The sequence below is a fragment of the Proteus sp. LHD240705 genome, from assembly GCF_047921555.1.
Classification (GTDB): Bacteria; Pseudomonadota; Gammaproteobacteria; order Enterobacterales; family Enterobacteriaceae; genus Proteus.
Genome location: NZ_JBLRMI010000003.1, coordinates 327,544 through 339,906 on the forward strand (window position 1 = coordinate 327,544; position 12,363 = coordinate 339,906).

The 12,363-nt window shown below is 37.4% G+C and carries 9 protein-coding genes; 7 read left to right on the forward strand and 2 right to left on the reverse strand.

Features of this window, described 5'->3' with window-relative positions:
- Positions 1–10 precede the first annotated feature (10 nt).
- The 7 genes from rlmKL (at position 11) to ACNART_RS07545 (ending at position 9,862) form a co-directional block, all read left to right on the forward strand.
- Complete coding sequence (gene rlmKL / locus ACNART_RS07515) at positions 11–2,125, forward strand: bifunctional 23S rRNA (guanine(2069)-N(7))-methyltransferase RlmK/23S rRNA (guanine(2445)-N(2))-methyltransferase RlmL (protein ID WP_198620515.1); 2,115 nt, start codon at positions 11–13, stop codon at positions 2,123–2,125.
- 6 nt (positions 2,126–2,131) lie between these two features.
- Positions 2,132–4,060 (forward strand): ABC transporter ATP-binding protein, encoded by a 1,929-nt coding sequence (locus ACNART_RS07520; RefSeq protein WP_198620516.1) that lies wholly within the window; start codon positions 2,132–2,134, stop codon positions 4,058–4,060.
- A gap of 85 nt (positions 4,061–4,145) precedes the next feature.
- Positions 4,146–5,435: a membrane integrity-associated transporter subunit PqiA gene (gene pqiA / locus ACNART_RS07525; protein ID WP_109373546.1), complete on the forward strand. Its 1,290-nt coding sequence runs from the start codon at positions 4,146–4,148 to the stop codon at positions 5,433–5,435.
- Positions 5,428–7,080 carry an intermembrane transport protein PqiB gene (gene pqiB, locus ACNART_RS07530; RefSeq protein WP_198620517.1) on the forward strand — a complete coding sequence of 551 codons (1,653 nt, stop codon included), beginning with the start codon at positions 5,428–5,430 and terminating at the stop codon, positions 7,078–7,080. Before pqiA ends, pqiB begins: the two co-directional genes overlap by 8 nt.
- Positions 7,080–7,652 (forward strand): membrane integrity-associated transporter subunit PqiC, encoded by a 573-nt coding sequence (pqiC, locus tag ACNART_RS07535; protein WP_109373548.1) that lies wholly within the window; start codon positions 7,080–7,082, stop codon positions 7,650–7,652. Before pqiB ends, pqiC begins: the two co-directional genes overlap by 1 nt.
- A 672-nt stretch (positions 7,653–8,324) precedes the next feature.
- On the forward strand, positions 8,325–8,495 hold the full coding sequence (gene rmf / locus ACNART_RS07540) for a ribosome modulation factor (RefSeq protein WP_023581348.1): 171 nt from the start codon (positions 8,325–8,327) through the stop codon (positions 8,493–8,495).
- Between the two features lie 875 nt (positions 8,496–9,370).
- Positions 9,371–9,862, forward strand: a complete 492-nt coding sequence (locus ACNART_RS07545) for a hypothetical protein (RefSeq protein WP_349443153.1) — start codon at positions 9,371–9,373, stop codon at positions 9,860–9,862.
- A 116-nt stretch (positions 9,863–9,978) separates the two neighbouring features.
- On the opposite strand, the gene fabA is transcribed toward ACNART_RS07545, so the two are convergent.
- On the reverse strand, positions 9,979–10,497 hold the full coding sequence (gene fabA, locus ACNART_RS07550; RefSeq protein WP_023581351.1) for a bifunctional 3-hydroxydecanoyl-ACP dehydratase/trans-2-decenoyl-ACP isomerase: 519 nt from the start codon (positions 10,495–10,497) through the stop codon (positions 9,979–9,981).
- Positions 10,498–10,580: 83 nt separating this feature from the next.
- Positions 10,581–12,323 (reverse strand): AAA family ATPase, encoded by a 1,743-nt coding sequence (locus tag ACNART_RS07555; RefSeq protein ID WP_198620520.1) that lies wholly within the window; start codon positions 12,321–12,323, stop codon positions 10,581–10,583.
- Positions 12,324–12,363: the final 40 nt, after the last annotated feature.

The window sequence follows — 12,363 nt, forward strand, 5'->3', positions numbered from 1 at the left end:
TAACAATATTATGCGCTCTCTGTTTGCCAGCACAGGCCGAGGTCTGGAAGAACTATTAAAATCTGAACTTGAACACTTAGGTGCTCAGGCTTGCCAGATAACACAAGGCGGTGTTTATTTCCGTGCTGATGATAAAACCATGTATCAGTCTTTACTTTGGAGCCGTTTAGCGTCGCGTATTATGTTGCCGTTAAATGAATTCAATGTTTATAGTGATCTAGACTTATATCTTGGTGTGCAGGCAATTGATTGGAGTGAGATTTTTACTGTTGATCAGACTTTTGCTATTCATTTTAATGGCACGAATGACATTATTCGTAATAGCCAATATGGCGCATTAAAAGCGAAAGATGCCATCGTTGACTCATTCCAACGTAAAATAGGGCAACGTCCAGATGTCGCTAAACAATCTCCTGATATCCGCTTAACTATCCATCTTCATAAAGAAAAAGCCTCGCTATCTTTAGACTTAAGTGGCGATGGTTTACATCAACGTGGTTATCGTGATTTAACAGGTCAAGCGCCTTTAAAAGAAAATTTAGCTGCTGCAATTATTATGCGTTCAGGTTGGAAAACTGACACACCATTAATCGATCCAATGTGTGGCTCTGGTACATTATTAATTGAAGCAGCTATGATGGCGACTGATTGTGCGCCAGCATTAAATCGTGTGCATTGGGGATTCCGTCATTGGTTAGGCCACGATGAAGCGCTATGGAAAGAAGTGACTCATGAAGCTTTTGCCCGTTTCCGTGAAGGCAAAAAGAATACAACAGCGCGTTTTTATGGCTTTGATGTTGATAAACGTGTGTTGGATATGGCGAGAGCCAATGCCCGCAGAGCGGATGTGGCTGAACTGATTACATTTGCTCACGGTGATGCAGCTAAACTGACAAACCCTGTTTCAACAGAAATAAAAGGGACAATTATCAGCAATCCACCTTATGGTGAGCGTTTAGAAAGTGAGCCTGCATTAATTGCACTGCATAGCCAATTAGGAAGAGCGATAAAAGCACACTTCCCAGGTTGGAGATTGTCACTATTTAGTGCATCACCTGAACTGTTAAGTTGCATTCAATTGCGTGCTGAACGAGAGTTCAAAGCAAAAAATGGTCCTCTTGATTGTGTACAAAAGAACTATTTACTTTCTGATACACCATCCACGATTAACACTGGACTTGCGGAAGATTTTGCAAACCGTTTACGTAAAAATGAGAAAAAACTCGCGAAATGGGCAAAACAACAGCAAATTGAATGTTATCGCTTATACGATGCTGATTTACCTGAATATAATGTTGCTGTAGACCGTTACGGCGATAAAGTGGTTATTCAAGAGTATGCACCACCTAAAACAGTTAATGAACACAAAGCCCGCCAGCGTTTATTTGATGTAATTAGCGCAACAATGGAAGTACTGGCATTACGTTCTGATCAACTGATTTTAAAAACACGCCAACGCCAAAAAGGTAAGCAGCAGTATGAAAAAATGGCCGAAAAAGGTGATTTCTTCTTAGTTGACGAGTTTGGTGCAAAATTCTGGGTAAATCTAACCGATTACCTCGATACAGGATTGTTCTTAGATCACCGTATTGCACGAAAAATGCTGGGTGAAATGAGTAATGGAAAAGACTTCTTAAATCTTTTTGCTTATACCGGTACGGCTTCTGTTCATGCAGGAATTGGTGGTGCAAAAAGCACAACAACTGTTGATATGTCCCGTACTTATCTTGAATGGGCTGAGAAAAACTTCCAAGCGAATGGCTTATCAGGTAGACAACACCGTTTAATGCAAGCAGATTGCATTCAATGGTTAATGCAGAGCAACGAACAATTTGATGTGATCTTTATCGATCCGCCTACGTTTTCTAACTCAAAACGAATGGAAAATACCTTTGATGTACAGCGTGATCACATTGAACTAATGAAACATTTAAAACGTTTGTTGAGAAAAGGCGGAACAATTATGTTCTCAAATAATAAACGTGGATTCAAAATGGAACATGACGAGTTAGCAAAAATTGGGTTGTGTGCAAAAGAGATAACACAGAAAACATTATCACAAGACTTTGCACGTAACCGTCAAATTCACAATTGCTGGCTGTTAACTCATGCTGGTGAGGAATAATTTACAATGCCGTTAATTAGTTTGACTGGGGCTTACTTATCTTTCAGTGATGCCCCACTATTAGATAGCACCGATTTATTTATTGAAGAAAATGAACGCGTTTGTTTAGTTGGGCGCAATGGTGCGGGTAAATCAACACTATTAAGAGTGTTATCTAAAGAGCAACCTTTAGATGATGGTCAAGTTGTTTATGAGCAAGATCTTGTAACTGCTCGCTTACAGCAAGATCCCCCAAGAGATATTGAAGGCACTATTTTTGACTTTGTTGCAGAAGGCGTTGAAGAAGATGCTAAATATCTAACGGATTATCACCATATTTCTAAACTGATTGAGACAGATCCTTCTGATAAAAATCTCAATAAAATGGCAGAGCTACAAGAAGTACTTGATAGTCGTAACTTGTGGTTGCTTGATAGCCGAATTGCAGAAGTACTAGAAAAACTCGGTTTAGAGGGTGAAGCAGAGCTTTCTTCTTTATCAGGTGGTTGGTTAAGAAAAGCAGCATTAGGGCGCGCACTAGTCAGCGCACCAAGAGTACTATTTTTAGATGAACCAACAAACCACCTTGATATTGAAACGATCCTTTGGCTTGAGAAATTCTTAAAAGATTTCCAAGGAAGTATCGTGTTTATTTCCCATGACCGTTCATTTATCCGTAATATGGCAACGCGTATTATCGATCTTGATCGTGGAAAACTTTCTTCATGGCCGGGAAATTACGATAAGTATCTTGAAAGCAAAGAAGAAGCATTGCGTGTTGAAGAGCAACAAAACGCAGAGTTTGATCGCAAATTAGCGCAAGAAGAAGCGTGGATACGCCAAGGCATTAAAGCACGACGCACTCGTAACGAAGGTCGTGTAAGAGCATTAAAAGCACTGCGTGTTGAGCGTAGCGAACGCCGTGAAGTGTTAGGCAGTGCTCGTATGCAGGTCGAAGAAGCAACTCGCTCTGGTAAAATTGTATTTGAACTTGAAGATGTTAATTACAGCATTGGAATGCGTAAGTTAGTTCGTGACTTTTCTGCCAAAGTACAACGTGGTGATAAAATTGCGCTGGTGGGGCCAAATGGTTGCGGTAAAACCACTTTATTGAAACTCATGTTAGGCGATTTAAAAGCAGACAGCGGACGAGTTCATTGTGGTACTAAGCTTGAAGTCGCTTACTTTGATCAGCACCGTGCGACACTTGATCCTGATAAAACAGTCATGGATAACCTTGCAGAAGGTAAGCAAGAGGTGATGGTAAATGGCCGTCCTCGCCATGTACTTGGTTATTTGCAAGATTTCTTATTCCCACCTAAACGTGCGATGACTCCTGTTCGCGCACTTTCAGGGGGTGAGAGAAACCGTCTATTATTAGCACGTTTATTCTTAAAACCTAGTAATTTACTTATTCTCGATGAGCCAACCAATGATCTCGATGTTGAAACATTGGAATTACTAGAAGAGCTCGTTGATGCTTACCAAGGCACTGTTTTACTGGTTAGCCATGACCGTGAATTTGTTGATAATAGTGTTACTGAGTGTTGGATCTTTGAAGGTGATGGTGTTATTAACAGCTACGTTGGTGGATATTACGATGCTCAGCAACAACGAGCACAGTCGGTTTCACTAAAGAGTGAGACAAATAAATCACGCAACGCACCAGAAAAAGCTGAAAAAGAAGCAAAAGTAAAAGATAGCTCTAAAAAGAACACTCGTACTAATAAGTTAAGTTATCATTTGACACGAGAGCTTGAGCAACTTCCCGCTAAATTAGAAAGCTTAGAAACGCAGTTAAGTGAATTACAAGAAGAAGTAAGTGGGGCGGATTTCTTTACTCGTCCTCATGAAGAGACAGAAAAAGTCTTAAAGGCGCTTGCTGACAAAGAACAAGAGCTTGAAACGGCTTTTGACAGATGGCAAGAGCTAGAATTGATGCAAAACGGCGAATAGCCAACCGAAAACGGGGCATCACGCCCCGTTTTACTTTCTGGATTAAATATTCTTTTATTGATTATTCTAAATAAGAGGTGTCGCTGTGTGCTCTGGTCAACAACATCGTCATGAACATAAACATGAGCAAATATTATGTCCTCAGTGCGATCTGGTGGTCAGTGTTCCTGAATTAGTACAAGGAACAAAAGCAACATGTCCTCGCTGCCATACTGTGCTAACTGCACGTTGGCGCCAACCTTTTTATCAACCTGTTGCGTTAGCAATCAGCGCATTGTTTATGCTGTTAATGGCGAGCCAATTTACTTTTGTTAGTATGGAAGTGGCAGGTATTGCTAATAATGTCACACTGATGCAAATTCCAACGGTGATGTTTAGTGAAAACTACGTTGAACTAGGTGCCTTTTTCCTATTGTTTGTGCAGATTGTGCCCGCTTTTTGCATGATCGCAATCTTGCTTCTTTGCACACCCGTTAAATTACCAAGAAAGCTACAAATTTGGTTATCGCGTATTTTATTTCAACTAAAATCGTGGTGTATGGCAGAAATTTTTCTTGCAGGAATTTTAGTTAGCTTTGTAAAATTAATGGCTTATGGTGATATTGGGCTGGGGTTGAGTTTCCCACCTTATGTGCTTTATTGCTTATTTCAAATTCGTGCTTTCCAATGTCTTGATAGGCATACTTTATGGGAAAAATTAGAGCCTCGTCCTGCTTATCCTGACATAGAATCGGGTAAGCCGGGATTAAAACAAGGTGTAAGATTATGTCGTTCATGTACGGCAATTTTACCTGCCGACCAATATGAATGTAGTCGTTGTGAAGTCAAAGGACATGCAAGAAGGCCGAAAAGCTTGCAATGGACAGTATCACTGTTGATTACTTCGTTGATCCTCTATATCCCCGCGAATTTATTGCCGATTATGGTGACTGAGTCATTGGGTAATAACCTTTATTCAACCATTATGGCAGGGGTTATTTTGCTCTGGGAAGATGGTTCTTATCCTGTTGCAATGGTGATATTTATTGCCAGTATTATGGTGCCAAGTTTAAAAATGGTAGCAATAGCTTGGTTGTGTTGGGATGCACACAAATCTAATGGGAAAAGAGATCCTGCTAGAATGCATTTTCTCTACGAAGTTGTTGAATATGTAGGGCGTTGGTCGATGATTGACGTCTTTGTAATTGCTGTTTTAGCTTCATTAGTCAGAATGGGACGTCTGATGAGCATCTATCCTGATTTTGGTGTGGTGCTATTTGCATTGGTTGTAGTGCTAACTATGTTCTCTGCAATGATGTTTGATCCTCGGTTGACGTGGGATAAGTGTACAACCGATGATGATAAACCCACGATTAAGGAGCCTAAGGGTGACTGAAAAGAATGAAACTGCTTTAACTGAAGCAAAAATTAACAAACTAAAAAGCTGGTCTCCAGTTTGGATCATACCACTTGTCACCTTACTGATAGGTGCATGGATACTTTATTATCATTTCAGCCATCAGGGTCCAGAAGTTACATTAATTACCTATAATGCAGATGGCATTGAAGCAGGTAAAACCAAAATTAAAAGCCGCAGTGTGGATATCGGTTTAGTTGAAAGTGTCACACTCGATAGCAATTTTAGTCGCGTTATCATCACAGCGCGCCTTGATACTGGCATGAAAGAGTTATTACGTGCAGATACCGCATTCTGGGTTGTAAGACCGCAAATAGGTAAAGAGGGTGTAACGGGTTTAGGCACCTTGCTTTCAGGCGCATATATTGAGCTACAACCGGGATTAACGGGTAAAGAAGAAGATGAGTTTAACCTTCTTGATTCACCGCCACTCGCTTCGCCTGATGCAAAAGGTATTCGCATTAATTTAGTGAGTGAAAAAGCAGGTCAATTAAATGCAGGCGACCCAGTTTTATTTAGAGGTTACCAAGTTGGTTCAGTTGAAACCAGTGAATTCAATATTGATACAAGAGATATGCATTATCAACTCTTTATCAAAGCACCTTATGACAAAATGGTGACATCTAATGTGAGATTCTGGAAAGATTCAGGTATCGCCTTTGATATGTCTTCATCGGGTGTTCGTGTTGAAATGGCATCACTTTCCACATTGTTTAGTGGTGGCGTTAGTTTTGATGTTCCAAACGGATGGTTACCAGGCGATCAAATTGCACCTAAAACAGAATTTAAACTTTACGATAATGAGAAGAGCATTCAAAACTCGCTATATACTGATTATCGCAGTTACATTATGTTTTTCTCTGATTCTGTAAGGGGATTACAGGCGGGGGCACCTGTTGAATTCCGTGGAATTCGCATGGGTACTGTTGTTCAAGTACCTTATTACACTAAAGGCATGCAACAATCACTGGATAAAGATTTTCGTATTCCAGTGCTAATTCATGTTGAACCAGAGCGTTTTGCTAATGATGTTGGTGAAAGTTTTGACTTCGTCAAAGAGATCACTTCAGCCTCTAATAATGGGCTAAGAGCTTCTTTAAAATCGGGAAATCTTTTAACTGGTGCGCTTTATATTGACCTTGATTTCTACCCTGATGCAACAAAATGGGAAGGCCCTCAAGAAGTTGCTGGTTTCCAACAAATACCGACTACAAGTTCAGGTTTAGCGCAAATTCAGCAAAAAGTCATGACATCTCTTGATAAGATCAACAATCTTCCTGTTGAGCCAATGCTTAAAGAGATGACGGCAACGTTAGCTGAAAGCCAAAAAGCAGTTGCTGAAGCGAAAGAGACACTAAAAGCATTGAATGCCATGATTGGTAGTGATGAATTTAGAAATCTTCCTAATGATATTCAACAGTCATTGAAAGAGATTAATCGCAGTATGCAAGGCTTCCAACCGGGCTCTCCTGCATACGGAAAAATGATTGATAATATGCAGCAGCTTGATCAGGTTTTAAGAGAGATGCAGCCTTTATTGAAAACATTGAACAATAAGAGCAACGCATTAATTTTTGAAGCGAAGGAAGGTAAAGATCCAGAACCGAAGAGGGCTGAAAAATAATGAAATACATCATTGGGGTATTTGTATTGATGCTAACGGCATGTTCAAGTCAGATTGATAAAACGTATTATCAGTTGCCCGATGTTTATCAAGGTGGCGTGTCAGAACAAGTCTCGACAACACAGTCAGCCAAGAAGCCCCAAATTTGGGTTCAGCCGATCCGTTTGTCTAATATGCTAGTTAATGCAGGAATTGTTTATCAAACGACGGATATTAACTATACCGTGGCTAATCAACATTTATGGATTAATCCACTTGATCAGCAATTACAACAGAACCTTATTTCAGGTTTAACAAAAGCATTGCCGGATACAGTTGTTGCTAATCAACCGGTTGAAGATAATCTTGCGAAATTAACCGTTACCGTTAATTACTTCCAAGGCCGTTATGATGGGCAAGTGATTATTTCAGGTGACTGGATCTACGCTGAAAATAATAAGGTTATTAATCAGCCATTTTCTTTAGTTTTAACACAAACGGAAGATGGTTATCCTGCTTTAGTGCGTACATTAGGGCAGGGATGGGAGCAAGTTGTTTCTGAGATAGCGAAAGCAATTCAAGCTCAATACTAACTGATTTAGCATTATGTTTATTTAAACCCAATATTCTTTTAAATTGTATTTAAGTTGAATATTGGGTTTTTGTTTATATCTAAAAGAGAAAAGATGAAGAATAGTTAAGCTTGGCGTATTGCATAGCATTTTTTTTAGAAGATATGTAACTTGTATTTGAAGAGTTTGAATTAATAGAAGTATGTAAGAGGTATTAATAGCTTATTTTACCTCCAATGATGGCTAATTCCTTAATAAAGCAAAGGTAATTAAAAAGAGTTTTCTACGAAAAAATAAAAATAGAGCAAAAAGTTATATTTATAAACTAAGTCTTATATTGATATAAACATAAAAACAAACATTATTATATCTTATTTAATTTATTGATTTTCTAAGATAAAAATAAAGAAAATTGTTTTTAATTAATAATACCCATTAAATATCAATTAGTTATGTTTTTGTTTGGGTATAACCCATTAAAAGAATTAGATAATATTTAAATTAAATCATTAAATAAAATAAATAATAACATTTGGTATTACATTTTTAGCTGGCTCAACATCACAAATATGACATTTGTATTAACTTCTTTACTTGCTTAAATGCGCAATAAAGCGTATCAATTTATAGTGGTTGTTGAAAAAACAATCATTATCTTTCCGCTTAAACTTAGAACGTGAGGGTTGTCTAGATATGAAAAGACAGAAACGAGATCGTTTAGCAAGAGCATTATCGAAAGGTTATCAAGCTGGTATGCAAGGTCGTTCAAAAGAACTTTGCCCTTATTTCGCCATTGATGCGCGTTCACATTGGCTTGGAGGCTGGCGACAGGCGATGGAAGATCGCCCTAGTCTGGTAAAATAAATAACCCGTCGTAGTGAAATATGTCATGGCTAATTTTGAGTCCTATTGAATATTATCACTAAGATTTTACCGACAATCAAAACGAGGGTTATTTATATATATTCCTATGTACATATTGAGCATAGGACAATTTGAGTATAAATAACAAACAATCAATTTGGATATAAAAAAGGCTTACATTTTTGTAAGCCTTTTTACGTTATATTGTCATTATTTTTTTATTCTGATCTATAAGAATTTCTACGTAAACGAAACCCATAAATAGTAAGAAAAATAGCAAGTATTGTATTAACAGAATTATAGAGCCAATCAATTTTTTCTGAAGTAAACCAAGGTATAGAAAATGTAAATATCAGAAATATGCCACAATAAAACATAAAGTCTGCATTTTTTTAGATACTTTTCCTTTATTAATCACTTATTTTCCTTAAATTATTTTTATGACGATTAATTTAACTTAAAGATTTCCTTTTGATTTTTTAAATAACTTATATAAATTTGGACTATATAAACATAATGAGGTTATAGAAAAACCTAAGATCCATTTTATATTGAATTGATTAGCATACATACAAATAAATATAATCAATAAAACTGTGATCTTATAGCCAATTGCTTTGCAAAGAAAAAAGATAAGATCAATCAGAAAGCTCAACAGTTCTACTATTGCGCTTATAATCATATCCATACGATTATTTCTTGACGTAATCTACTTATACTAAGTGGATATAAATTTTAAGTTTAGTATTTGTTTGGAATAAAAAAAGTTCACTTAAATTAAATTTATCTTTATATATAAATTTTATTTATTAATATAATGACACTATACATCGATTAATTTATGATAGCGACTTTTATTTACAAGGAAGATTTCAATGAAAAAACCAATATCATTATGGATAATATTAATTGTTTTTATTTTCTTTACTTTAGGGCAATTAATATCTTCATTTACTAGTGTTTCTACTTTAGTGGGCATATCTATAAAAGATAGCGAAAATTTAAATTTAATAGCTTATCTTTCTATATTGTGGAGTTTGATACAAACTTTTACTCTCCCAACTTTATATGTTATTACTCTTTTTGTTATCTTTATGAATAAAGAAATAGCATCGATGATGCTAAAAATATTCTGGAGTATATCAATGCTTCCTATCACTATTGCAATAGTCGTAGGTATGCAAAATACATTGGATAATACAAGTGGTAGTAATCAAGCAGAAAATTCAGGTGAAGTATTAGGGATCTTATTTTTAGTAGGATTACTTGTTTATCTTACATACAGCTTATTTTTCTCTCTTAAAATTAAACAATATTTTCAGTATCTAAAAGATAAACAATCGACAGCATGTATTGATAAAAACTGAGTTGAATATGATCTGTTTTTTATAAAAAAATAAATACGTTGTTAGCATAGATAAAAAAATACCGTGTACTTTATGTTACACGGTATTTCTATAATAGATTCGGGTTGTTATCTATCTTAGAATGCAGTTGTATCTTTAAATAAGCCAACTTTTAAGTCTTTTGCTTCATAAATCAGCTTACCATCAACATACACTTCACCATCGGCAATACCCATGATCAGTTTACGATTGATAACACGTTTGAAATCAATTTTATAGGTAACTTTCTTTGCTGTTGGTAATATTTGCCCAGTGAATTTAACTTCACCAACACCAAGCGCACGGCCTTTACCTTCACCACCAAGCCAGCCAAGATAGAAGCCAACAAGTTGCCACATGGCATCTAGGCCTAAGCAACCTGGCATAACAGGATCATTCACGAAGTGGCAATCAAAGAACCATAAATCTGGCTTGATATCGAATTCTGCTTCGATAAAGCCTTTATTATGGGTGCCGCCATCTTCTGTCATTTTAATGATGCGATCCATCATTAGCATATTACCAGATGGCAGTGGTGGGCCATCTTGGCCAAATAATTCACCACGGCCTGAAGCAATGAGGTCTTCTTTAGAATAAGATTCGCGTTTATCAACCATTGTCTATATAGCCTTTATCAAGTGTAAGACAACAGAATAGCTTACACTTGTACGCTGAACAACTCCGATCACTTGAAACAGAATTATCTGAATAGACGTAAGAACCAAGGTAATTTAGGTCTATCCTGATTATTTGCAAGTGTTATACGATCATGAATAACAGCTAACAAGTGTGAGTCTGATTGTTCTGGTTCACATTGCTCTTCATAATATGGCTGACGCGTCAGTAACGTTATCGCTTCCGCTACATGAGTGACAGGCCAAATATGAAATTTTTCTTCTTTTACCGCTTGTTGCACATTTTCGTTGAGTACAAGATGGCGAATATTGGCAAGAGGAATAATTACGCCTTGTGCACCAGTTAGCCCTCTTTGTTGGCAGATATCAAAGAAGCCTTCGATTTTCTGGTTTACGCCGCCAATCGGTTGGACTTGACCAAATTGATCAACGGCACCTGTAACAGCAATTTGTTGATCAATAGGTTGTTGTGCCAGAGTGCTAATAAAAGCACATAATTCAGCCAGAGAGGCGCTATCACCATCCACCTCACCATATGATTGTTCAAAAACAATCGAGGTGCTAAATGGCTGTGGTTGGTCTAAACGTAATTCTGAGTTTAAGTAAGCTTGCATAATCATCATTCCTTTAGCATGAAGATTGCCACCAAGCTCAGCTTTTCGCTCAACATCTGTAAACTCACCATCACCTATATGTGCAACGCAGGTAATGCGAGTCGGTTCTCCGATTAAATCAGGATATCCAGGGTAATCCAAGACAGAAAGTCCATTGATTTGACCAACAGCTTCACCTTCTGTTTGTATCATTACTTGGTCTTGTAAAATCTCATCACGACTACGTTCTAATAAATAACTGTGTCGCCATAGGCGATTTTCTTCTGCTTTTTTCAATGCATCAGCATTTAGAGAAGGACCATGATTAAAACGAATTGCATAACGAAGCTGGCGTAAGATCCATTCTAAATCTAGGCTCAGCATTAGCTGATCTTCATGTTGTCTTGCTGCTTGTGTTAGCAAGACTTCCCAAGCATCCGCAGATAGAGAAGGGAGGCTATATTTTTGGCACAATGAATTTACAAAGCCACACCATTGAGAAAGAGCGGTTTCGTCTTCTAAATACATATCGTATTCATATTCACCATATAAAGCTGTGCTACTTAGCTCAGGCTCCATAAATTCAAGCTCTTCAAGGCTTAATCTATCACCGACTAAAATAACCCGTAAATTGAGAGGCATGCTTTCAATAGGCAAAGGCAGGGATTGATTGTCATTCCAAACAAGCCATTCAAAACGCTGCTCTTCAACCATTTTTTTAAGGCGGAACCACATTAGTGGTTGTGCAAGTAAAGATTTTATAGAGAGGACTAAAATGCCTCCATTTACTTTATGCAATAAACCTGGGCTGAGGGTAACTTCGTCTTTATGGCAATAGAATGAACCAAAGAGTTGTTCTGGCTCTATCCATTGGCAACAAGTAATAGATTCTGATGATGAAAATGCACCTTGTACATTTTCTTGCCAATCGATTTTATTGGTTTCTGCTTGATAACTGCCAACAACAGGATCAGTTTTGATCCCTGATTGCGTTAATGTGTCTGTCAGCATATCAAAGTAAGCAGTAGAATCATCCGCTTTTAACAGCATAAACTGCCCTGAATCTGCATTGTTTAACCATTGCAGGCTTTCATACAGGCGAGGTTGAACCTCACGAAGTAGAGATGCAGGTAATTGAGATGCTGTTTGAAAGAAAGTTTGGTAGGAGGCGTAATCAGGACGTAACGCCTGCCATTCTAATTCGTTGTTTTTCAAGGTTACCGTTTTTATTATTGATTAGTGAAAAGAGATAATT

Excerpts from the sequence above, each read along its gene's own strand:
- rlmKL (WP_198620515.1), top strand. The coding sequence starts at position 11 with ATGCGCTCTCTGTTTGCCAGCACAGGCCGAGGTCTGGAAGAACTATTA.
- ACNART_RS07520 (WP_198620516.1), top strand. The coding sequence starts at position 2,132 with ATGCCGTTAATTAGTTTGACTGGGGCTTACTTATCTTTCAGTGATGCC.
- pqiC (WP_109373548.1), top strand. The coding sequence starts at position 7,080 with ATGAAATACATCATTGGGGTATTTGTATTGATGCTAACGGCATGTTCA.
- rmf (WP_023581348.1), top strand. The coding sequence starts at position 8,325 with ATGAAAAGACAGAAACGAGATCGTTTAGCAAGAGCATTATCGAAAGGT.
- ACNART_RS07545 (WP_349443153.1), top strand. The coding sequence starts at position 9,371 with ATGAAAAAACCAATATCATTATGGATAATATTAATTGTTTTTATTTTC.
- fabA (WP_023581351.1), bottom strand. The coding sequence starts at position 10,497 with ATGGTTGATAAACGCGAATCTTATTCTAAAGAAGACCTCATTGCTTCA.